Origin of the sequence: Clostridium sp. 10cd* (assembly GCF_044336395.1) — a bacterium.
Classification (GTDB): domain Bacteria; phylum Bacillota_I; class Bacilli_A; order Erysipelotrichales; family Erysipelotrichaceae; genus Clostridium_AQ; species Clostridium_AQ innocuum.
In genome coordinates, this window is sequence record NZ_CP172347.1 from 2,682,610 (window position 1) to 2,706,072 (window position 23,463).

The 23,463-nt window shown below is 47.5% G+C and carries 21 protein-coding genes and 1 other annotated feature; of the genes, 2 read left to right on the forward strand and 19 right to left on the reverse strand.

The window, feature by feature from the left end; genetic code table 11:
- The 6 genes from ACG3M1_RS13340 to ACG3M1_RS13365 form a co-directional block, all read right to left on the reverse strand.
- The gene (locus tag ACG3M1_RS13340; protein WP_216880756.1) at positions 1–2,502 is read right to left on the reverse strand and encodes an SMI1/KNR4 family protein; all 2,502 of its coding nucleotides are present in this window, start codon (positions 2,500–2,502) and stop codon (positions 1–3) included.
- A gap of 121 nt (positions 2,503–2,623) precedes the next feature.
- Entirely contained in the window at positions 2,624–3,574 is a 951-nt protein-coding gene (locus tag ACG3M1_RS13345; RefSeq protein WP_008817126.1) for a DHH family phosphoesterase, read from the reverse strand.
- 2 nt (positions 3,575–3,576) lie between these two features.
- Entirely contained in the window at positions 3,577–4,770 is a 1,194-nt protein-coding gene (locus ACG3M1_RS13350; protein WP_008817125.1) for an acetate/propionate family kinase, read from the reverse strand.
- 15 nt (positions 4,771–4,785) lie between these two features.
- Positions 4,786–5,100: a YlxM family DNA-binding protein gene (gene ylxM / locus ACG3M1_RS13355; protein WP_008817124.1), complete on the reverse strand. Its 315-nt coding sequence runs from the start codon at positions 5,098–5,100 to the stop codon at positions 4,786–4,788.
- Positions 5,093–6,064, reverse strand: coding sequence for a signal recognition particle-docking protein FtsY (gene ftsY / locus ACG3M1_RS13360; protein WP_395814247.1), 972 nt, complete (start codon positions 6,062–6,064; stop codon positions 5,093–5,095). The genes ylxM and ftsY overlap by 8 nt, the downstream gene beginning before the upstream one ends.
- Complete coding sequence (locus ACG3M1_RS13365; RefSeq protein WP_009270362.1) at positions 6,064–8,994, reverse strand: chromosome segregation protein SMC; 2,931 nt, start codon at positions 8,992–8,994, stop codon at positions 6,064–6,066. The genes ftsY and ACG3M1_RS13365 overlap by 1 nt, the downstream gene beginning before the upstream one ends.
- A 285-nt stretch (positions 8,995–9,279) precedes the next feature.
- On the opposite strand from ACG3M1_RS13365, the gene trhA reads away from it, so the two are divergent.
- Positions 9,280–9,933, forward strand: coding sequence for a PAQR family membrane homeostasis protein TrhA (gene trhA / locus ACG3M1_RS13370; RefSeq protein ID WP_009270361.1), 654 nt, complete (start codon positions 9,280–9,282; stop codon positions 9,931–9,933).
- 310 nt (positions 9,934–10,243) lie between these two features.
- On the opposite strand, the gene ACG3M1_RS13375 is transcribed toward trhA, so the two are convergent.
- The 13 genes from ACG3M1_RS13375 to alaS all read right to left on the reverse strand — a co-directional run bounded on the left by ACG3M1_RS13375 (position 10,244) and on the right by alaS (position 21,694).
- Positions 10,244–10,543 (reverse strand): GIY-YIG nuclease family protein, encoded by a 300-nt coding sequence (locus tag ACG3M1_RS13375; protein WP_009270360.1) that lies wholly within the window; start codon positions 10,541–10,543, stop codon positions 10,244–10,246.
- Positions 10,512–11,012 (reverse strand): flavodoxin family protein BilS, encoded by a 501-nt coding sequence (gene bilS, locus ACG3M1_RS13380; protein ID WP_009270359.1) that lies wholly within the window; start codon positions 11,010–11,012, stop codon positions 10,512–10,514. Before bilS ends, ACG3M1_RS13375 begins: the two co-directional genes overlap by 32 nt.
- A 19-nt stretch (positions 11,013–11,031) precedes the next feature.
- On the reverse strand, positions 11,032–12,234 hold the full coding sequence (locus ACG3M1_RS13385) for an L-serine ammonia-lyase, iron-sulfur-dependent, subunit alpha (protein WP_009270358.1): 1,203 nt from the start codon (positions 12,232–12,234) through the stop codon (positions 11,032–11,034).
- Positions 12,231–13,190, reverse strand: coding sequence for a DNA polymerase III subunit delta (gene holA, locus ACG3M1_RS13390; RefSeq protein WP_009587393.1), 960 nt, complete (start codon positions 13,188–13,190; stop codon positions 12,231–12,233). The genes ACG3M1_RS13385 and holA overlap by 4 nt, the downstream gene beginning before the upstream one ends.
- Before the next feature lie 139 nt (positions 13,191–13,329).
- Positions 13,330–15,297: a ComEC/Rec2 family competence protein gene (locus ACG3M1_RS13395; protein WP_008817115.1), complete on the reverse strand. Its 1,968-nt coding sequence runs from the start codon at positions 15,295–15,297 to the stop codon at positions 13,330–13,332.
- Positions 15,294–15,758 carry a helix-hairpin-helix domain-containing protein gene (locus ACG3M1_RS13400; RefSeq protein ID WP_008817114.1) on the reverse strand — a complete coding sequence of 155 codons (465 nt, stop codon included), beginning with the start codon at positions 15,756–15,758 and terminating at the stop codon, positions 15,294–15,296. Before ACG3M1_RS13400 ends, ACG3M1_RS13395 begins: the two co-directional genes overlap by 4 nt.
- 84 nt (positions 15,759–15,842) lie before the next feature.
- Positions 15,843–16,322: a transcription elongation factor GreA gene (gene greA, locus ACG3M1_RS13405; RefSeq protein WP_002609263.1), complete on the reverse strand. Its 480-nt coding sequence runs from the start codon at positions 16,320–16,322 to the stop codon at positions 15,843–15,845.
- A 25-nt stretch (positions 16,323–16,347) separates the two neighbouring features.
- Positions 16,348–16,980, reverse strand: coding sequence for a uridine kinase (gene udk, locus ACG3M1_RS13410; protein WP_009270296.1), 633 nt, complete (start codon positions 16,978–16,980; stop codon positions 16,348–16,350).
- Between the two features lie 9 nt (positions 16,981–16,989).
- Positions 16,990–18,060: an endolytic transglycosylase MltG gene (gene mltG, locus ACG3M1_RS13415; protein ID WP_008817112.1), complete on the reverse strand. Its 1,071-nt coding sequence runs from the start codon at positions 18,058–18,060 to the stop codon at positions 16,990–16,992.
- Positions 18,038–18,298 (reverse strand): DUF1292 domain-containing protein, encoded by a 261-nt coding sequence (locus ACG3M1_RS13420; protein ID WP_008817111.1) that lies wholly within the window; start codon positions 18,296–18,298, stop codon positions 18,038–18,040. The genes mltG and ACG3M1_RS13420 overlap by 23 nt, the downstream gene beginning before the upstream one ends.
- A gap of 36 nt (positions 18,299–18,334) precedes the next feature.
- Positions 18,335–18,748 (reverse strand): Holliday junction resolvase RuvX, encoded by a 414-nt coding sequence (gene ruvX / locus ACG3M1_RS13425; RefSeq protein WP_009270295.1) that lies wholly within the window; start codon positions 18,746–18,748, stop codon positions 18,335–18,337.
- Positions 18,748–19,005 carry an IreB family regulatory phosphoprotein gene (locus ACG3M1_RS13430; protein WP_002609268.1) on the reverse strand — a complete coding sequence of 86 codons (258 nt, stop codon included), beginning with the start codon at positions 19,003–19,005 and terminating at the stop codon, positions 18,748–18,750. The genes ruvX and ACG3M1_RS13430 overlap by 1 nt, the downstream gene beginning before the upstream one ends.
- A gap of 61 nt (positions 19,006–19,066) precedes the next feature.
- A complete protein-coding gene (alaS, locus tag ACG3M1_RS13435) occupies positions 19,067–21,694 on the reverse strand; it encodes an alanine--tRNA ligase (RefSeq protein WP_395814250.1) in 2,628 nt (875 codons plus the stop codon).
- 40 nt (positions 21,695–21,734) lie between these two features.
- Positions 21,735–21,933, reverse strand: a binding site (T-box leader).
- 240 nt (positions 21,934–22,173) lie between these two features.
- Between alaS and ACG3M1_RS13440 the strand changes: the two genes are divergently transcribed.
- The gene (locus ACG3M1_RS13440) at positions 22,174–23,454 is read left to right on the forward strand and encodes a helix-turn-helix domain-containing protein (protein ID WP_008729262.1); all 1,281 of its coding nucleotides are present in this window, start codon (positions 22,174–22,176) and stop codon (positions 23,452–23,454) included.
- Positions 23,455–23,463: the final 9 nt, after the last annotated feature.

Genomic DNA, 23,463 nt, shown 5'->3' on the forward strand with positions numbered 1-23,463 from the left:
TCAGTCATTCCATTCAACTCCTGTATCAACATCAAAGGGGCCGTAGCCCACAGAACCATAGGTATCCGGCTTCACCCTGATGCCGTTTTTATGCTTTTCACTGTAGAGCATATAATTTTTCTTATCCTTTGTCGCAAGCAAACCCCTGTATTCCATAGGCTCCCCATCCTCCTTCAGCTCTACAACACGCACATGCAGAAAATCTCCGTGGAGAAATTTCCTCTGCGTAACATCATAGATGCGGTCATAATTCCTGTTATTATATTCTCTTACGGCAAGCAGAGAAGAATAGGTCGGCTCGCTTTCCTGAAAGGGTTGCGTGAAATACAGGACTCCATCACTGCTGCGCAGCTGACAATCCCCGTCATTGCCCTTGCATACCACCTGATAATCGTAATTCAGATTTTCATCCCATATCATTTCCTGATTGGATACAAGAATGGAATTGATGATGAAAAGGGCAATACCTCCCAGCACAGCAGCACAGACGGCAAACAGCACCCGCTTTTGCATACGACTCATCTGCTTTCTCATTTCCGGCTGCGGTCTGCATATCTGTCCGTCTTCCTCCTGTCTTTGGGAACCCCCCGGATCTGTATCGGATTGCGTCCGTGTCAGGGTTGGCTGATTCGTTTCCTTGATGCTCCATACACCGCAATGCTGAACAAGTGTATACCTAGCGTCTTTTTTCAAAAGAGCAATGCAGGCCGTAATATTTCTTGTGACCAGCAGACAGCAGCCCTCTATACCCGGCTCATACCGCATAAGGGTGAGTCCGAGCGTCTGCAGCTGTTTCGCAAGCTCTGAAAGCGTATCTTTCGCCACACCGGGCTCATGCAGCTGTTCCCAGTGCTGCAAGGATGGATGAAACAGCTCTTTATAGTAACCTCCCATGCAATAGCGAAGGGCAGCAAGCAGCTGTGCTGCCGCATCACTTCGCTCAGCATAAACACAGCAGGTTTCCCAGTTTGTCAGAAGGTGCTGCAGCTTTTCACAAGCATAATCCTGCTCGTCAAAGCGATCGGTTACGCGGATTCCCTGCATACGCAGACTGCGTACAAAGGCAGGCTCCGCGAGCCCGTTTACAGCGACCTGCTTCAGATTTCCAAACTGCTTCAGCTCACGCTCCTTCACGTCCGCGATATCAAACAGGGAATACTCGCCGTCCCACTCCAGCATGATCTGTCCATAAATCTCATTTCCTCCATCCAGTGTCAGAGATTCCACATGCTCTGCCAATGCCACGGGTATCCTTAGCTCCTTGAAATAACGAAGCGCATACAGCAAGGGACCGTGATAACGGAAATCCCCTTCCGGATCCACATGCAGTTCATACAGTTTGTCATAAAGCTCAAAGGAAGGAAGAAGCTTCTGCACATACATCAGCTCCTCTATTACAGCAAGGCGGAATGCAAAGGTGTCAAAATGCAGGAAGCCCTCTATACGCGGCTCTGCCTCTTCCATGAGTTGTTGCACCCTTTCTGCCTTATCCGCTGCCATCTCCCCCTCCAGAAATACATCCAGTGGGCGCTTTTGTACACGTGCATCCTGACTGTCATCCTCCAGCCTGCAAATATATACCTGTGTGAGTGCAGACGATGGCTGGAGTACATCAATATGCGATTGCACCTGCATCATAAAATGAAAGAAATCACTGCTCAATGCATGAAAACGGGGAATATTGTCGTGCGCGTAAAAGAAAACCCCGCCATAGCCATTTTCACGAATACGCAGCACGATATGGTTGCCAAAGGCATCCCCTGCAATACAAAGATAGCCCTGTTCCAGCAGTTCTGTAAACCATAGGCACCTTGACATAGCAGGAAAGCCTGTATCCCCCTCATGAAAGCCGTAAAACCGATCCAGACAATATACGGTTTCCCCTGCATTCTCCATATAGAAATATGTATCCGTTGCAGCACCTCCGTTGTAGCGAATCAAAAAATCACGATAGCAGGCAGGCAGAAGGATTTGCAGTCTGGCTTCAAATGCAGCAACCTGCTGTTCAATTTTCTGTTGTAAAAGAGGCTTAAGATACAGCCTGGTTGCATATAGAGGTGCCTGCTCTGTGAACAAAACCGGTTCTTCCGACTGCGGACTGTCCAAAGCAGCTTCCACACGCTCCTGCCTTTTGCATCGCAGAAACGCTTCCCTGTCCATAGAGGGAATCAGAAAGCCATTCTCTGCATCGTGCACAACCGCCTCCTGCATCACTGCGGATATAACAACACCGGACAATGCCTCCTGCAGGGCATCCAGCATACAGCACCAGTGGGCTGCCGCTGTATATGCTGTTTCACTGTCTGCTATTCGAATATGCTCGCTATACAGCAGTGGCACTTCAAAGCAGCGAAACAACGGCAAAGAGCAGGAATCCCCGTTCCATGAAGAGAGCTGTTCCTCCGGGATGCGGTATGCGTTCAGAATCACACGAATCCTCTGTTTTTCTTCTGTACTGAGCGGCTGCTCTCTTCGCAATTCATATGAAAATATCGTATCCATCCAATCCCTCTTTCTTTGTCTTAAATTTTACCATAGCCTGCACCATCCTCACAACCTCTTATAGTCAACTTTCCAAAAGCAAATAAGAAAAAGCAGCATACCCTCGTACACTGCCTGTTTTCTATTCGTTTACACGCTCACAAAGCTCCTGCAGCAGCTCCTGTATCGTTTCCTCATACAAACCCTTTACTCCGCAGGCAAAGCGATGTCCGCCGCCCTGATACCGGTTTGCGATATCATTGATCGTGCGGTTCTTGGAACGAAGACTGCCATTGTAAATACGTCTGCCGTTTTCATCCCGTTCTTTTTCCGTGAACAGCGCCCATGCTTCAAATTCATCCACGCCGCCAAGCACAAACACCTTTTCCTTTGCTTCGTTAAAGGTAAGCTGAAAACGCTCATAGTCCTCGCGGTTAATGATCATATAGGCAACATGTCCCTCCAGCAGGGAAACATTGCTGCGGATATAGTTTTCAAAGCGATAGAGCCGATAGGAGGTGGAGAAATGATCCTCGTTGGCTTTTTTTACATCCACGCCCATTTCCAGCAGATAGGCTGCCGTACGCAGCGTTCTCGGCTTTATGGTCGCAATGGAAAAGCGAAGGGTATCCGCAATAATGCCGCCGTACAGATATTGTGCACAGGTTGCTGACAGCCGCAGCTGCTTCTGTTCAAACATATAGGCCAGCATTTCACACGTTGCCCCGAACAAATCCTCGACAACCTCCACATCCGCAAAGCTCTCAACGACGATGTGGTGATCGATTTTCAGGGTACGTGCCGCCTTACTCCAGCGATCATCATCCACACGGGCACCGTTTGCCGTATCCAGAATGATGGCAAGAGAGGCAGCGACGGTTTCATCAGGGACAACGTCCATCTGCGGAAACAATGACTGCTTGCTGCCGGCATCCCTGCCCAGCGCATACACCTGCTTTTGCGGATATGTTTCCTGTATCCACTGCTTCAGTCCAAACTGTGCACCAAGGGCATCCGCATCGGGAGACACATGGCGGTAAATCGTAATGATATCATACTGTTCGACAAGCTCAAATAAAATGTCGGTATTCATAATTACGCAATCAGACGGTATGTATCACGGGCAATCATGAGTTCCTCATTTGTCGGAATCAGCCATACCGCTACCTTACTTTCCGCAGTGGACAGCAGGACTTCCTTGCCTCTTGTCTTTCCATTCAATTCTTCATCCAGCTGGATACCGAATGCCACTGACAGACGGTCACAGATCATTTTACGCATGTTGGTGTCGTTTTCACCGATTCCTCCGGTAAAGACGATCGCATCCGCACCACCAAGCTGTGCGTAGTAGCCGCCGACAACATTGATGACACGGTTTACATATACCTCTGCTGTCAGAAGTGCTGCCGGATTCCCTTCCTTGCAGCCATCCTCAATGTCACGTGCATCGGAGCTGATGCCGCTGACACCAAGCATACCGGACTGCATGTTCATGATATCATCCATTTCATCCGGAGTTGCACCAGTCTTTTTCATAATGTATGTTACGATTGCAGGATCGATGTCACCGCAGCGTGTCCCCATCATAACACCCGCAAGCGGTGTGAAGCCCATGGAGGTGTTGATGGATTTACCACCGTCAACTGCTGTAATGCTTGCTCCGTTTCCCAGATGACACGTAATGATTTTCGTATCCTCCACCTTTTTGTTCATCAGCTCTGCGCAGCGCAGGGACACATACTTATGGCTTGTTCCATGAAAGCCGTAGCGGCGAATCTTGTATTCATCATAATACTTCATCGGCAATGCATAGATATAGGATTCCTTCGGCATTGTGGAATGGAATGCCGTATCAAACACAAAGACGTGCTTGCAGTTAGGCAGATTATTTTTAAATGCATTGTATCCGACAAGACCTGCCGGGTTATGCAGCGGTGCCAAATCGTTTAAGGAAGCAAATTTTTCTACAACGTCTTCCGTTACCGGTACACTTTCCTTAAAAATTTCCCCGCCGTGTACAGCACGGTGTCCCGCACCGGTGATTTCATCCAGACTGTTTACAATCTTATACTCCACCAGCGCTTCCAGCAGCATGCTGACTGCCTTTGTGTGATCCGGAATCGGCAGTACCTTCTTAATTTTTTCTCCGTTCACCTTGATGGTAAAGATGGCATCCTCAAATCCGATTTTCTCAACAATTCCGCTTGTCAGAACCTCCTCGCTCGGCATTTCAAATAACTGAAACTTTAATGATGAACTCCCTGCGTTCACTGAAATAATTTTTGACATGTTATCCTCCTAAAGTCATTCTAAATTTTCTAGCTGTTCTACCAGTTTTCGTATCGCATCGTTTCCGACTGTTTTCATTTTATCATAAATCCTGCTTCTTGTTTCATAATTTTGCACAAGATGCAGCTTTTTTTCGTATTCCGCAAGAATATGCGTGCTGCGCTTGATATGATCGTTGACAGCCGCACGGCTGATGTGCAGATTCTCCGCAATCTCGGAAAACGACAAATCCTCCTTGTAATACAGATTCAGGATTTCCCGCTGCTTCTCTGTCAGCAATTGTTCATAGGCATCCAGAAGCGCATTCATCCGTTCCATCTGATCAATCATGCTGTAAAATATCCTCGCACAGACCGTACAGATAGGAATCAATATCAAACGGGCGCAGATCGTCCTCTTTCTCACCGAGTCCGATGTATTTTACCGGCAGTCCCAAAAGATCGCGTATCGCAATGACGATGCCACCCTTTGCCGTACCATCCATCTTGGTCAGTATAATACCGCTTACCTTCGTTGTTTCCAGAAAAATCTGTGCCTGTGAAATTCCGTTTTGTCCGGTTGTGGCATCCAGCACCAGCCACACCTCATGCGGTGCTCCCGGAATTTCCCGTTCGATAACTCTGCGCATCTTGCTCAGCTCCTGCATCAGATTTGCTTTGTTCTGCAAACGTCCTGCGGTATCCCCGATCAGATAATCCATGCCATGCTCCTTCGCATAGCGGCAGGCATCCACCAGTGCAGCACTCGGATCGCCGCCTTCTCTTCCCTTAATGCAGGTCACACCCAGACGGTCCGCCCATTTTGCCAGCTGGTCGATCGCGCCTGCACGGAAGGTATCCGCTGCCGCAAGTACAACGCTGCTGCCCTCTGATTGAAACAGCTTTGTCAGCTTTGCCGTCGTTGTCGTTTTCCCGCTGCCGTTGACGCCGACCATCAAAATGACCGTCGGACCATCTTCATTTTTATGGAAATCCTCGTCCTCAACACTGGCATACAGCTCATGCATAACCTCAATCAGGCACTCACTGATTTCATCAAAGCTCTTCAGCTTCTGATCCATCGCACGGCTTTCGACCTCATCCACGATTTTCTGTGCTGTTTTAATGCCGATATCCGCTTCCAGCAGTACGACCATCAAATTCTCCAGAAACTCCTCGTTGACGCCGGTAAAGCCAAGTGCCAGCTTCCGAATGCGTTCTGAAAACGACTTTTTTGATTTATCCAGACCGCTCAGATAGCGATCCCCATCCTTTTTGGATGAAAATGTCTGCTTTAATTTTGAAAAAATACCCATTATGCCTTCACCTCTTCCTTATCAATCATGTTGATTGCATCCTGCAGCTTCACCTTCAGCAGCTGGGAAACACCATTTTGCTGCATAGTTACCCCATACAGGGCATCACACTGCGCCATGGTTCCCGGGCGGTGTGTCACGACGATAAACTGACTCTCCCCGCGAAACTGTGCAATATATTTCGCAAAGCGCTCCACATTTGCCTGATCCAGCGCTGCCTCAACCTCATCAAAGATACAAAGCGGCATCGTTCTTGCCTTCAGAATGGAGAACAGGACACAGATGGCGATCAGACTCTTTTCTCCACCGCTGAACAGACGGATATTCTGTACGGTTTTTCCCGGCGGCTGCACATCGATATCAATACCGGTATTCAGCACATCCTCCGGATCCACCATGAACAAGCGTGCCTTACCGCCTCCAAACAGCGCACGGAAGACATCGTTGAGCTGTGCGTTGATCTTATCAAACATCTCCTGAAACTGCTTGACCATGATATCATCCATTTCATCAATGGCCTCCAAAATCTTATCCTTGGCAGCCATCAGGTCATCCCGCTGTCTGCTTAAGAATTCAAAACGCTCACTGACCTCCTTGTATTCCTGCGGTGCATCCAGATTTACATTCCCCAAGGAGGAGATTTCCTGACGAAGAATCACAACCTGCTTGCGTGCCTCCACGATATCGATCTCCGCCTTCTGACTCTGCGCATATTCAAAGGTCATCTCATAGGTGGAGCTTAAACGTTCCAGCGTGGTTTCCAGCTTTGTTTCCGCCTTCGCCTGTGCCACCTCCACCTCACGCTGTTCATTTTGCAATATATTAAGATCCCTTCGCAGCTGGCGAATCTGGGCATCCTTGCGTTCCACTTCGCTGCCGGCCTTCATACGGCGCTCCCGCTTGCTTTTCATTGAGGAGCTGACCTCGTCAATGCGGGAATGCACATTGCTCAGCTTAACGACGATATCATCCTCCAGCAGCTCGGCTTTATCCAGATCCTCCTTTGGTGCAATCTGCTCATAATCGCTTTTCAAACGATCATATTTTGCCCATTTGGCTTTTACAATCGGATCCAGCTGTGCACTGGAAATCTGCATCTGTACCAGATTTGCACTGTTTTGCTCCTTTTTAGCCTGCAGCGCATAGAGCTGATTTTTCAATCCCTCCACCTTCATCTGCTGTCCCTCCAGACTCTGCAGCACCTGGTTTAATTCCTTTTGTATTGTCAACGGTGTGGAATTGTTTCTTCCCTTACCACCGGTCATGCTTCCTCCGCGGTTGACGATATCGCCTTCCAGCGTAACGATTTTATACTGAAAACGCAGCAGCTTGGCGATCGCATTCGCATGGATCAGATTATCCGTGATAACAACATTGCCGAACAATGCATCCCGCAGGGTATCAAACTGCGTGTCATTTTCTACAAATTCGCTGGCAACGCCCAGAAAACCGACACTGTTTTCCGCCAGCATACGGTGCTCCTTCTGCATATAGCGCGGCTTCATAACCGGCAGCGGAAGAAAGGTTGCACGTCCGGACTGATTCTTTTTCAAAAAGGTGATGGCATGCCGTGCTGCTTCCTCATCCACAGTCACGATATGATACAGCGCACCGCCAAGCGCATTGGAAATTGCTGTTTCATAATTCATCAGCGGTTTAAACAGCTGAGATACCACACCCAGAATTCCATTCAGACCGGCATCCAATACGGATTTTACTGCCTGCTGATGGTTAAACGGCTGCTTTGCCAGATTTTCCAGTACCGCCCTGCGGTTTTCCAGACGGTTCAGAATCGAGGTTGCCTGCGCATTCTCCTGCGTGCAGTAGGATACATCATGCTCCAGCCTGGCCGCTGCCTCCTTTTGCAAAGCAATATCCGTTTCCAGATTTTTTAATCGCTTCGAACGGTCTTCATATTCATAATGCGCCTCTTCCATCATTGCCTTCAGCTCTTTGGCTTTTTCGGCATTGCTCGCAAACTCCAGCGCATACTTTCGTTTTTCATCCATTTCAATTTTCCGGGTTTCCAGCATTCTGGATTCCTCGCTCAGCTTGGCATACTGCTCCTGCAGCTTGTTCACCTCGCGGTCCAGCTGATACATTTCGTTACGCAGCTCGCTGTTTTTTACATCCTCGACCTGGATGGTGGTTTCATGCATGGCCTTTTGGCTGTCCAGATCAAACGCCTTTTTCTTCAGCATGTCGATCTGCTCGCTCAGCTTCTCGATTTCATCCACCAGCACGCTGACCTCAATAACCTCCAGCTGCTTTTTCTTTTCCAGATAGACCTCTGCCTTTTTCGCCTGACGCTTCAGCGGATTCACCTGTCGCTCCAGCTCCATGATGATATCCTCCAGACGACTCAGATTATCCTGTGTCCGGTTCAGCTTTGACAGCGATTCATTCTTGCGCTTTTTATATTTCGCAACTCCTGCCGCCTCTTCAAACAAAGCACGCCGGTCCTCCGGCTTCGCATCGGCAAACGCAGAAATATTTCCCTGTGATATGATGGAAAGTGAATCTCTGCCCAGACCGGTATCCATTACCAGATTGACGATATCCTTTAAACGGCAGGGAGCCTTGTTTATGAAATACTCCCCTTCCCCGCTCGTCCTGTGCAGACGGCGGGTCACCTCTACCTCCTCAAATTCGACATTCATGATATGACGGGAATTATCAAACACCAGCGTAACCTCCGCCATATTGACTGCCTTGCGTGCTGTAGAGCCGCTGAAAATGACATCACTCATATTATTTCCACGCAGTGACTTCACACTCTGTTCACCGAGCACCCAGCGGATTGCGTCATTGATATTGCTTTTCCCGCATCCATTCGGACCGACAATTCCAATCACATCGGAATCAAAGGTGATGATGGATTTATCCGCAAAGGACTTGAAGCCCTGCAGTTCAATACGTTTTAAAAACATAGATGCCTCCATTCATTTGCTGTAAACAAAGCAAATACCAATGGTTATTATAGCATAAGTTTATACTGTTCGCATTAAAACTTGTGAAGAATTCAGTCTTTTTTAACTTTTATTCATACCACATGCATATTGCAGTTCGAAATATCGATATTCTACTATACAGTATTGATTACTATATTATTAAGTTATCATCACAAAATGAACCTTATTCAGGAAAAAGCATTGCATTCCGTTTGAGATTGTATTATACTGACCACAGGCATAAGATTTACGGAGGTGATACTCATGGAGGAAAAATCCATGCGGGATATGTTCCGACTGGGCTTTGGAGAAGAGGTCGCCAACTGTGTGACTCACGGGATCATGGCGTTTTTATGTATATGCTCTCTTCCGGCAGCAGTCGTATATTCCTATAACAAATCAGGGAGCGAACTGGCGGCCGGTGTGTCGGTGTTCATTCTATGTCTGTTTCTGATGTTTCTGGTATCCACATTGTATCATTGCATGCCGTTTGGTACCACACACAAATATGTTTTTCGCAAGCTGGATCACATCTGTATATACTTTGCAATAGCAGGAAGCTATACACCGATTGCACTGACGCTGATTGGCGGATGGCAGGGTTATCTGATACTGGCAATCGAATGGAGTGCAGTGCTTGGCGGTGTGCTGTTAAAGGCCATCAGCTCAAAAAGCTATCCCAAGCTTTCCATGACCATCTATATGATTATGGGCTGGACGGCTATCTTCTTTCTGCCGACGCTGCTGTCAAAAGCAAGTCCCCTGTTTCTCGTATTGATTGTCGGCGGAGGTGTTATGTATACGATTGGCGCCTTCTTTTATGGAAAGCCACAAAAAAAATACTTTCATTCCATCTGGCATGTCTGTATCAATCTGGCAAGTATTCTGCATTTCATTGCCATCGTATTCGTGATGTGATCTGCCAAGTGCGCACAGGTCTTAAACAAAAAATCACACCAAGGGCACTCCTTACCGGCTTATAAAGCTTAAAAGATGCAAGGGCATTCCATCCAAGAATGTATTTGCATCTTTTTTTTCATATCCGACAGTCAAAAGAAGCTATGTCTTGTGCAGGATCAATTAAGAAAGCTGTTCTTACACACCATTGAGAATGCCCAACCATGGAGGAGTTTTCCTTGCTGCAGCACTTTTTCGAATATGCCTGCTTTACTACTCTTTCCCCGACTGATAAGAGATCATCAAATGAAAAATGCAGCAAGCAATGCGGTCAAACATCCTCGCTGCGATATTTCAGTTTTAGTTTTTCCGATCTGCTGAGCTGCTTGATCTGATATTCTCTACGCATGGCAGCCTGCTTGTCGGCATGGCATTCAAAGTAGTACAGCTCCAGGGGGCGGCGGGCACGGGTATAGCGTGCCCCCTTTCCGATCGCATGCTGATGGAAGCGATGACGAAGATGCGTTGTCCATCCGGTGTATAGTGAATCATCCTGACAGCGCAGGATGTAGACATAGAAGCCCTTTGTGTATGGTATCTCAGCCAATGGATTTCGCAAAAGCTCTGGCATTGGCAAGATCCTGTTCATCCGGATGGGACTTTCCGTTTTCATAATTGGCAAGCTGCTGTTTTATATGCTCATCCTGAGGATGCTCAGCAAGCATGCTTTGATAGCGTGCAATCACCGCTTCACCGACAGCACCCTGACACAGAAAATGCCCGAGTATGTGGCAGTGTGCGGCGTGGGACTCCACCTGCTGCTTCACCCTGTCATAATACTCTGTTTGCTCTGCAGCTCCCAGCGTTCCGAACAGGACAATTCGTTTATCCTTCAGCTGAGCGAGCAGACGTAAAGTTGCAGCATCACAATCTCCCTTATCCACCCAGTATCCGATGTAAAACAGATCAAAATTCGCTAGCATCGAAGACTGAAATTCCCTGACGGAAATCAGCTCGCTGTCCTCGGCAACCTCTGCGATTGCTTCTGCAATTTTTTTTGTATTCCCGCTGAGCGAGGAGTATACAATCAGACCCTTCATAAAAACCAATCCTTCTTTCTTATTTCAATGGCACAACCCTTGCCAGTCCGCCCAGTGATGTTTCTCTGAGCTCGATTGGGATTTTTCTGCCGGTATAATTCATGGTGTTGACAACCATGTCAAAGCTGACCTTATGCTCTCTTAAATCGCTGATGCCCTCCGCTAATACTGCGGCATCCATAGCACGCAGCACGCCGACAGCATTTCGTTCAATGCAGGGTATCATAACATAACCGCCTACCGGATCACAGGTAAGACCCAGATGGTGTTCGATTCCGATTTCTGCTGCATATTCAATCTGGCGCATCGTCTGTCCGCGAAGATAGGAAACCATAGCGGCACCCATCGCAACCGCCGCACCGATTTCTGCCTGACAGCCGCCCTGTGCACCGGAAATCGTGGCATTTTCCTTAATCAGATTTCCAAACAGACCTGCCACCTTCAAACCGTTGCGGAGCTGTTCTCTGGATACTCCCAGAATGCGGTGATAATAGCATACCAGCGCCGGCAGAATGCCGCTGCTTCCCAGCGTTGGAGCGGTGACTGTCATACTTCCTGATGCATTTTCCTCACTTGCGCTGTAGGCATAGGCACACAGCAGCAGTTTTTCCCGCTCGGCGGCACTTTTTGCCGTATCCGCCTTCTGCTTCAATTCCTTTGCAATTCGCTTCAGCTTCAGATCCCCCGGAAGCACTCCTTCCCTGGCTAGACCGCCGTCAACCGTCGCCATCATCTGCTGCAGGATGGTATCCATATAATCATCCAGCGGATCGAAGTGATTCACATACTCCCAAAGCGTCATGGAGTGCGTCTCGCAATAAGCTTCGATATCCTTCATCAGATGGTGTGGATAGACATCCGCGCCTTCCTTGCTTTTTTCACCCTCAATCTGAATAGCACCGCCACCTATGGAATAGACCGTCCATTCTCCAAGCAGCCGGTCCGCTTCATCATAGGCTGACAGCTGCATCGTATTGGGATGCTTCAACTCCCTGCGATTCTTAAAAAGGACCACGCATTCCTTCGGCTTCATCGTTTCGATGATGATATAATCGGTTAAATGCCCTTTTCCTGTCAGCGCCAGTGATCCAAACAGCTCCACCTCATAATGATGTGCGTTTGGATAACGCTCCTTAAACAAGCTGGCGGCGCGCTGCGGCCCCAGCGTATGTGATGAGGACGGCCCCGGACCGATCCTGTATAATTCCTTTAGTGATTTCATTGTCGCACTCCTTGTATTCCCAGCAAAAACATTTCAAAGCCCAGCTTTTTATCCAGACGCCCGGCCTTCATATTCTGATCCAGCGTTGCCAGCTGTTCCAGAATATGCATCAGATAACCGATACCCAGCCGCTGCGCCGTCTTCATCGCCAGCTGTACACGATAGGGATGCGCCTTCAGCTCATCCTTGATGGCATCCTTCCCTTTCCCATGCAGCATCAGCGCCTTCACCTCATACAGAAATCGAAACTGTGCAGCCAGCAGGGCAATCAGGTAAATGGCATCCTTGTTCAACACACACAGATCCTGCCACATATGAAAGGATTTTCGAAGGTCGCGGTCCACCACTGCATTGACCAGCTGAAAGACATCCTCCTCCAGCGGCCGGGTCACCAGCCTTTCAACAACATCACTGCTGATCACGCCGCCATACAGCTCCAGCTTTTCCATTTCGGTCTGTATGGTGCGAATATCCAGCGGTAAGCGACGCAGCAGCGCCTGCATGGCAGAGGGCTCTATCTGAAGAGAACGCTTTTTCACCTGCTCCTGCACATAGCTTTGCTTTCCCTGCTCATCCAGCTTTCGATATTGCAGCACCTTGCATGTTTTCTGCACCTTTTTTACGATTTTCTTTCTGGCGTCCAGCTTTTCAAAATCACCGATCAGCACCAGTACTGTCGACTCCAGCGGATCGTCCAGATAACGCTCCAGCGCTGCAGTATCCACTGCATGCTCATTTGCCGCACTTAGAAAATTCGCATGATAGACAAGAATGATCTTGCAGTCTGAGAAAAACGGAATCGTCATCGCGTCCTCCAGAATCACATCCAAATCCGTCGTATCCGCATCATAAACAAGTTTGTTCAAATCATTGGCATCCGGAACATGACTCCTGACGATCCTTGTCAGTGATTCCTGCAGCAGATATTGTTCTTCTCCGTATAACACATAATTCATTCTCATCACCTAGAGAATATTATAAACGAAACACACATAGATTACCATGACTTTTCGACATAACTTCCTATATATTTTCCTTCATAACAGCCCTTGTCCACCTTATGTAAGTTTTTTCCTATTCTGTCTCATGCTTTGCTCATTCCCACAATCCGTGCAGAATACCGATTGCCCCCTCTGCGCTTACATAATAACTGAAATAGCGGCTGAAGCGAATAGAAACAGCACCATCCCGGGCACTCACCAGCGCAGGGATATTCTCCTGCCTCAGACGCTGCATGATCGCTGTACTGGGATGATGATAGCGGTTGTTTCTTCCGGCAGACACCAGTGCCAGCTGCGGCTGCAGTTCATGCAGAAAGGAAAGGGAGCTGGAGGTATCACTGCCATGATGACCGACCTTCAATACATCAACCGCAAGGTCATAGCGTTGTAAAAGGGCCGCCTCCGCCTCTGTGCCGGCATCCCCCATAAACAGCGCCTTCAGCTGATCTGTCTGCATATAGGTGACAATGCTGTTATCATTGCTATCCTTTCCCTTATAGTCTCTGAGTAAAAACACCAGCGGCAGTCCTTTGATCGGCTCTGCCTTATCCTTATGATCGATGATTCGTGTTACATTCAGCTCCTTGAGCAGCTCCTCCTTACCACCACTATGATCGAAGTCATCATGCGTGAGTATCAGGGCATCCAGTCTCTGATAGCCTTTTGCTTTTACAATCGGGACAACCACCTCTTTGGGAATATTGCGGTAGCGGCTTCCCATGATATCAATCATAACAGCCCCCTGATGAAACGGCAGAGTTATCAGGGTACAATCCCCCTGTCCCACATCGATCATCAGCACCTCCCCAAAGGGATCAAACCACGAAGAAAAGGGCGCATACAAAAATAGAAGACACAAAACAGCCAGCGGCTTTTTCTGTGCATAGCTGATATAGCACACAGCTCCCTTCCCCCATAGAAAGAGCCAGAGCAGCTGTGGAGTATAGTACAGCGTTATCCCGCACTGCTGAAGCGCATCCAGCAGGTCGGCAAGCCGTGTTGTAAACGCAAACAATGCACCAAAGGAACATGGCACACTCAGCAGACAACCCGCATACAAAAACGCATAGACATAGCGGAAAACGGGAAACAGCAGCAGCTGCAGAGGATTGCAGGACTGAAAAAAGAGAAATTGCATCGGAATAAGCAGCAGCAAGCCGGTGAGACGCCTGCTTCGCTTTCTGACATTGAAAAGTGCGAGCATGCGAAAGCCCAATGGCAGAAGAAACGCCAGCTCCCATGCCATATAGGGAAACAGCAAAAGAACGGCTGCCATACTGATACCCAGCCGGTCCTGTGGATTCCTGCTGTGACAGCATAGCGTAACAAGGCGAAACAGCAGAATGCGAATCAGAGAGGAAGAGAACACGGTGACATGTCCGCACAGCCCCAAAAGCAGCAATGCAATCACAGAGGCATTGGCTTGCGAACAGATCATAAGCAGAAGCTTTTGCAGGCATGCCGCAAGTGTTGCGATATGTAATCCGCTGGAGGTCAGAAAATAGGATACATCCTCCTCATGAATACCATAGAGCAGCATATTGAGCCAGCTGCGCTGCTTCCTGTCCGCTATCCCCTGTACATGTGCATAGAGGGTATGGCGCACGCCGCTTCCCTCCTGCAGAAGCTGATAGGATTGTGCCTGTATCTGATAGCGTATTCCACGCCTCTTCAGCCAGTCAGGAAAATAAAAGCGATGAAAATTATGCAGAGATGTAACTGGAGCATAGGTTCCCTTTACCTGTACGATATCATTAAAATTTGCATGCTTTAGCCCATAGACCATGACATCCTGCCCCTGTGTATGAGCAATTGCATAGCCTGCCTTGATTTCCCTGATCTGCAATACGGTATCCATTGGCGTTTCCGGTTCCCGCAGAAGCAGCAGCATCCGCCCCTGCAGCAGGAGCAAAAGCAAAACAAACAGCGGATGTATGCGGTAATGGCTGCGATAATACCATAGCAACCCCAGCATCAGCGCCAGAGAAAACCAGATGGAAATCCAGTGTGCCCACAGCAGAAGCAGACAGCACCATCCGCACAGCAGCCAACTGTTTTTCATAGCGTGATCTGTTCCTTTATTTTCGCAAACAGCTTTTCCTTAATACCCTTCACCTTCATGATATCCTCGATGGTTTGAAAGGGCTGCTGCGAACGATATGCAATAATACGCTGTGCCATGCTTGGTCCGATTCCCGTAAGCGTCTGCAGCTCCTTTTCCGTAGCGCTGTTGATGGAAATCTTCTTTTGCTCCTGCTGCTTTCCAACAACCAGAACACTGTGATCACTCAAATCCTGTGTCTGATTGATTCCGGACACATCCGCCCCCTTCTTCAATCCGCCTGCTTTTTTCAAAACCTCCTCGGCATCCGCATGAATATCCACCGTATACACACCGGGATGCTTCACCTCACCCTTCACCTCAATCTGTTTTGTTTTACGCTGTGTCGTGGTGAGATTCACCGGTTCATAACGCCCGTAAAAGAGCAGAAGCAAACAACATACAATCAGTACTTTTTTCATATAGACAAACACCTCCACTTATCTATACGAAATTCAGCACGAAAACTCCTAAAAAAAGAACAGAATTTTTTCTGTTCTCTTCCTCTATTTCAAATCGATGACTTTTACCTGGTAAGGCTCCTCCGCTGTTTCAATCTCAACGACATCACCAATTTTGTGATCCATCAATGATGTTGCCAGCGGTGTGATATTGGAAAGCTTTCCATTCAGCGGGTCTGCCTCAATGGAACCAACGATATTGTAGGTTTCCTCTTCATTGGTAGACATGTCCAGAATGGTAACCGTAGAACCCAGTGATACGGTTTTCTTGGTCGCTGCCTTCTTATCCTCGGAAATGATTTCTGCATTCGCAATCATAGCCTCCAGATCGCGGATTCTTGCTTCTACACGCGCCTGACGGTCACGGGCAGCATCATAATCCGCATTCTCGCTAAGGTCACCCTGTGCACGGGCTTCCTGCAGCTCACGGATGACTTCATCACGTACGACATGAATCAGATTATCCTGCTCCTTAAGCAGCTCGTCCAAGCCTTCCTTGGTTACTAAAAATTTCTCATCAGCCATGGTTTCAACTCCTATTCGTCCGCTATTATACCACGTTTTCTGAAATAATACTACTGATTTTCGTAATCAGCAAATCAATGGCAACCACGTTGTGGCCGCCCTCTGGGATGATTACATCCGCATAGCGCTTACTCGGCTCGATAAACAGATTGTGCATATCACGGACAGTGGAGGTATACTGCTCCACCACTGACTCCAGCGTTCTTCCCCGCTCGTTCACATCCCGCAGCAGTCTGCGGATAAAGCGGATATCCGCATCGGTATCCACAAAGATCTTGATATCGCACAGATTACGCAGATCTTCATTCTCCAGTACAAACAGTCCTTCAATAACGACAACATCACTCGGTTCGATTTCCTCAATGACCTCACTTCTGGTATGATGTACAAAATCATACGTAGGCTTACAGATGGGCTGACGCTGCAGAAGTCGTTGCAGCTGCGCCACGAGCAGCTCATTATCAAAGGCGAAGGGATGGTCGTAATTCGTCTTGACACGCTCCTCCATCGTCTTCTCACTTTGATCCTTGTAATAATCGTCCTGACGGATAATCACAACAGAATTTGTATCCTCATAATGCTCCTTCAGCTGTGCGGAAATGGAGGTCTTACCGGAAGCACTTCCTCCCGCAATACCGATCAGTATGGTTTTCTTCATGGTCTTCACCTACTTACGCAGATTATACTTATCAATATTCGCTTCCTGCTCATCCAGCGTTCTTGCATAGTACACCTTACCGTCCCCATAGATATCTGCTACAAAATACAGGTAATCATTCGCTTTTGGATGAAGCACAGCCTGGATTGCCATCGCCCCCGGATTCAGAATCGGTCCAATCGGCAGCCCGGCATTTTTATATGTATTGTATGGAGAGTCAATGTGCGTATTGACCTCGCAGTCCTCACCGGATGTCATATCATCATACAGTGCATAACAAACCGTAACGCTGCTGTCCAGCGTCATTCCCTGCTTCAGACGATTCTGGAAAACACCGACAATCATTTCCATATCTTCCTTCGTGCTCGCCTCGTATTGTACGATGGAAGCAAATGTGATAGCCTCCTGCATGCTCATCCCGCTCTTTTTGATATCCGCCTCATACGGGGCAATCGCTTTCTGAAACTGATCCAGAAAGGTTTCCGTTATCTGCTTGGCTGTCGCATCCTTATGGAAGCTGTAGGTTTCCGGATACAGATATCCCTCGAGCTTCACCTTGTACTGCGCATTCAGAATATCCCTGCTTAGAAATGAATATTTTTTTATCAGCGTGTTCAGATAGGCATCGTCGTTCCACAATGCGAGCAGCTCCCCGGCCTTGACACCTGTCTGCTTTTCAATCAGGGCTGCCACATCCTTTGCCCACATACCTTCCTTAAAGGTGATTTTAATATCATCCGCATTCGCCTGCTTGCTGTCATTCAGCGTTTCCAGTATTTTCGGAGTGTCCCACCTTGCATCCAGCTTGAAATTGCCGGCCTTGATATCGCTGAGTCCATGGAATTTCATATACAGCTTGGCAACGGTTTTATTCCGAATCAGCTCCTGCGTCTGCAGCTTATCCAATACCGCCTCACTGGTTTCTCCCGGCTGTACCTGGAAAGAGGTTGGCGTTTCCCTGGAGGACACCGCCTTCAATCCGGTCTTATAGTATATAAATACGGAAAGTGCTGCCGCAAGTACAATGCATACACTGATGAGGGCAATCAGCACCTTCTTATTCTTCAACTGCTTCTTCATCTTCCTGGAAGGCTCCTATCACTTCTTCAATCATCTGCCATTCCGCATCGCTTTCTACCGGAATCAGATTCCCTTCATCATCGTAGGCGGAAGCAAACACTTCTCCCTCCTCTTCCTCAGGATCCATAAATACCACATATTTCTTAGCGTGGTTGTCATCCTCAAAGGTGAACAGAATTTCCATTCGCTTTTCGTTTCCGTTTTCATCTGTTACATACAGACTGCTTGAATCTAACATCGCTTTTTCCTCCTATAAAGGGGCTCTTGCAAGCCCCTAGTGTTTACTGTCAAGATAGCTTTGCAGAATTTGTACTGCCGCCATCTGATCAATGATTTTTTTGCGTTTCTTGCGGGATACATCCGCAGAGATTAAAATCTTCTCCGCTGCCACCGTTGTCAGGCGCTCATCCCACAGCACCACTTCAAGTCCGAGAGCTTCCAGCTTTTCCTTAAACATCAGGGAAATCTCTCCCCGTATGCCTACATCCCCGTTCATGTGCTTCGGCAGACCGAGCACCGCGGTTTTCACCTGAAATTCCTTTATGTATGGTTGTACCTGCTTGCATGCGGCTTCATAATCATCACTTTCAAAACGGATGGTTTCCACCGGGCGTGCTATCATGCCCAGTGCATCACTCACACTGACACCCAGTGTTTTACTGCCAAGATCCAGACCCAGTATGCGCATCACTTGTCTTCTTCCAGGTAAGCTCTTACCAGCTCTTCTATGATCTCATAGCGTTCCACACTCTGAATGATCGTACGTGCATTGTTGTGAGATGAAATATATGCCGGGTCGTTGCTGATCAGATAACCTGCCAGCTGATTCACTGAATTGTACCCTCTCTCGTCCAATGCCTCTTTGACTAAGCGTAATACATGCTTGATATTGTCTCTTTTTAAATCATCCGATTTAAAAGACATGGTTTCCGTGATATCTCTCATAGTATTACCTCCTTTTGTTTTCTTCCTTTATTTTATCCTACTTTATACAAAATTGAAAGCCTTATGACAGCATATTTTTGATTAAATGCAGTGCTTCCTCCACCTTAGAAGCATCTTTTCCGCCGGATTGCGCCATATCCGGACGTCCGCCGCCCTTTCCGTCACAGACAAGTGCCGCTTCCCGGACAAGATCCCCGCACTTGATACCGCCACTTACAGCAGCCTTATCCGCACCGGCAACAAAGGTGACCTTATCGCCATGGACGCTCGCAAGGAAAACAACGCAGTTTTCTCTCTGGGAGCGAATATTGGAAACAATATCCTTCATCGCTTTTGCATCCGCACCATCCATGCGCTCAATCAGCACCTGGCGTCCATTCAGATCCTGCATATGATTGACAAGATCGCTCGCCTTCAAGGCAAACATGGATGCCTGCAACGCCGCAAGCTCCTTCTTCAGCTGTACATTTTCCTCCAAAACAGATGCAACCTTTTCTTCCACCTTGGAAATCCCCTTCAGCTTCAGATCGGACGCAACCGCATGCAGCGTGTCATCCTCCTTCGCGAATTCCGCATAGGCATCATACCCTGTCTTGGCCGTGATACGGCGAATACCGGAGCCGATGCTCTCCTCACTGATGATCTTGCAGACACCGATTTCCTGTGTGTTATTCACATGACAGCCGCCGCAGAATTCCTTGGAAACATCTCCCATGCTGACAACGCGGACAACATCCCCGTATTTTTCATCAAACAGTGCGGTCGCTCCGCTTTTCTTTGCTTCCTCAATCGGCATTTCCACTTTACTGACCGCATAATGTCCACTGATATACCGGTTTACCAGACGCTCGATTTCCTTCAGCTGTTCCTCGTTCACCTTTTCAAAATGCGTAAAGTCAAAGCGCAGATATTCCTCACTGACAAAGCTGCCGGCCTGCTGGATATGACTACCCACGATCTGCTTCAAAGCACTCTGTAAAAGATGCGTACAGGAGTGATTGCTCGTAATGATATCGCGCTTTTTCTCATCCACCTGTAGCTCTACTGCATCCCCTACACGCAGCTCGCCTTCCTTAATGATGACATGGGACAAATGCTGCTTATGCGGAGCCTTGATTGTCGTATCCACGACAGCCTGTACACCTTCTGCGCATATCGTACCGCTGTCACCAACCTGACCGCCGCTTTCCGCATAGAAGACCGTTGTATCAAACACGACATCCCCTTCATCACTGATGGCATCCACCTTCACACCGTCCTGAAACAGTGCAATCACCTTTGCAGAGGTGTGGCGCACATCGTAGCCTATGAAGCTGCTCTCCTGCGTGAACTCCATCAGATCAATGGACTGGCTTCCCATGGACTCCGCATCTCCGCGGGCAGCACGGGCACGCTCTCTTTGCTGCTGCATCTCAGCGTCAAAGCCGTCCTTATCCACTGTATATCCGCTTTCCTCCGCGATTTCCACAGTCAGCTCCAACGGGAACCCATAGGTATCATACAGCTTAAAGGCAGTCTTGCCGTCAATGACACGGCTTTCCTTCTTTTCTTCCATCACCTGTAACAGCAGTCTTTCCCCATCTGCCAGTGTTGCGTGGAAGCGCTCCTCCTCGGCCTTTACAAGACGAGCAATATAATCCAGCTTTTCCTCCATGTACGGATAGAAATCCTTCATGATATCATAAACGACAGGAACCAGCTTATACATAAATGCTCCCTGAATGTTCAGCTTCTTCGCGAACCGTACCGCACGGCGCAGAACTCGACGCAATACATAGCCTCTGCCCTCATTGGAGAACAGCGCCCCATCTGCCAGCGCAAAGCTTACGGTTCGGATGTGATCGGCAATCACGCGGAATGCCATTTTATGTTGGGCATCTGCATAACGCGCATCGGTATACGCTTCTGTCGCATGAATGATTGGCAGAAACAAGTCTGTATCAAAATTGGTTTCTCCACCCTGTACCAGCGCAACAAGACGTTCCAATCCCATACCGGTATCAATGTTTTTCTGCGGCAGCTCCTTGTAATCCTTACGGTCAAGCTCCGGCTTACAGTCAAACTGTGAGAACACGACATTCCATACCTCGATGTAGCGATCATTCTCCAGCTCTTCGAAGAACAGACGTTCTCCAAGACCCTCCGGATCATATGCCTCACCGCGGTCATAGAAGATTTCACTGTCCGGTCCGCCCGGACCTTCTCCAATCTCCCAGAAATTATCATCTGTCTTCAAAATGTGGGAAGGATCCACCTTACACACCTCGGTCCAGATCCGGTAAGCATCCGCATCATCCGTATATACGGAAACATATAGCTTCTCCTTTGGAAAACCAATCCATTTCGGACTTGTTAAAAACTCCCATGCAAAAGGAATTGCCTCCTCCTTGAAATAATCTCCGATAGAGAAATTCCCAAGCATTTCAAAGAAGGTATGGTGACGTGCCGTCTTTCCTACATTCTCGATATCATTGGTACGAATGGACTTCTGTGCATTCGCAATCCGATTGTTCTTCGGCTTTTCACTTCCATCAAAATACTTTTTCAAAGCTGCAACTCCGGCATTGATCCAAAGCAGCGTTGGATCGTTGTGAGGAACCAGGCTTGCTCCTGGCTCAATCATATGTCCCTGACTTTTAAAGTAGTCCAGAAACATCTGACGAATCTGACTTCCTGTCAACTGTTTCATATTTGCATCCTCCTTATAAGCATAAAAAAACGCTCCCGAATCCAGGAACGTATAGTATACGCGGTACCATCCCAGTTCACCCATGTACAGAATTCCACAGGCACACTCACTTACTCTTTTAACGCCAGATACGCGCAGAACTCCAAAGCAGCTTCCATTCTTCACCATGAAAGCTCTCACCTGCCGCTTCCTCTCTTGAATGGTTACCCGAATGTACTCCTCTTTTTCATCGTCCTGATGAACGTTATCATTATAACAAAATCCAAAAGACAGTGCAAATCTTTTATCATAATTTAAGCATAAGCTGAAGTGAAAAGTTAAATTCCACTTTCAAAGTAGCTAAGTAGAAAAGACTCTTACACAACAATCTAGTTGAATTTACACTTACAATTGCATTTAGTCTTTCATATATCCTTTTTTATATCTATGATGAAGGTAACCGCTGGTTATTATCATACACATTACAAAGGGTGATGAATATGGCAACGAACAAAAACAAACATCTGACTCAGGACGATCGCAATGTCATCGCGATCGGCATCGTTAATGGTTCTTCTAAAAAAGCTATTGCTGATAATCTAGGCAAAGATAAATCTACGATAGGTAAGGAAATCCGTGCTCACCGTTATCTCTCTCATAAATCTACACTTTCTCTAGAATGTGAGAACTATGCTCACTGTAAGTTTAAGAGAAAGAATTGTACTGTCAACTGCCCTGATTATTCTAAGTTCCGCTGCAAACGCAGAGATCGTACTCCGGGAGCTTGTAATGGCTGTGAGAAACTGAAAAGCTGCCGCTTTGATAAATACCTCTATAAACCTACGATCGCCTATGAGGAATACCGTAGCGAACTCGTTGAGTCTCGAACCGGAATCAATCTGACCTCATCAGAAGCTGTAGAGCTAGGCAATACCATCAAGCCTCTTCTATTAAAAGGTCATTCACCTTATCAGATCATAGCTGCACATCCCGAACTTGGAATCAGTGAGAAGACACTCTACAACTATATTGAACAAGGTGTATTCGAATGTGTTGGCATTGCTAATATTGACCTTCGTATAAAAGTCAAAAGAAAAATGACCGCTAAGAAGAAGACGATCTATAAAAAACGACAAGACCGTAAATTCCTTGTTGGACGGCTTTACACAGATTACCAATCCTATGTTGAGTCTGAGGAAATCACTCACATTTTACAAATGGATACAGTCTACAATGACATTTCCAATGGACCGTTTATCCAGACTTTCAAATTCATCAAATATGGGCTCCTGTTTGCTGTATATCACGACACGAAGACTGCTGCAGATATGGTTGACGGACTAGCTGTTCTTGATTCCATCCTTGGAAAAAGCCTGTTTGAACAGGAAGCTCATATAACACTCACCGATCGCGGAGGTGAATTTACTGATGCTGAGCATATGGAAAAAAGAGACGATGGTACCAGAAGGACACGAGTCTTCTATTGCGACCCTATGCAGTCCGGGCAGAAAGGAAGCCTGGAAAATATGCATCGTGAATTACGTTATATATTACCTAACGAAGTAGACTTACGCAGTATCGGCCTGACCGATCAGACTTCCTTGAATGTAGCCATCTCACATATCAATTCCAGTGCCAAGGAACATTTGAATGGAAAATCCCCATTTGAGCTATGTGAGTTCATGTGTCCGGAATTAGCGCAGAAACTTTATGAATTTGGTCTACAGAAAATAGATAAGGACGAAGTGATACTTCGTCCAAGCGTATTGACTCATAAGTAACAAACAGAT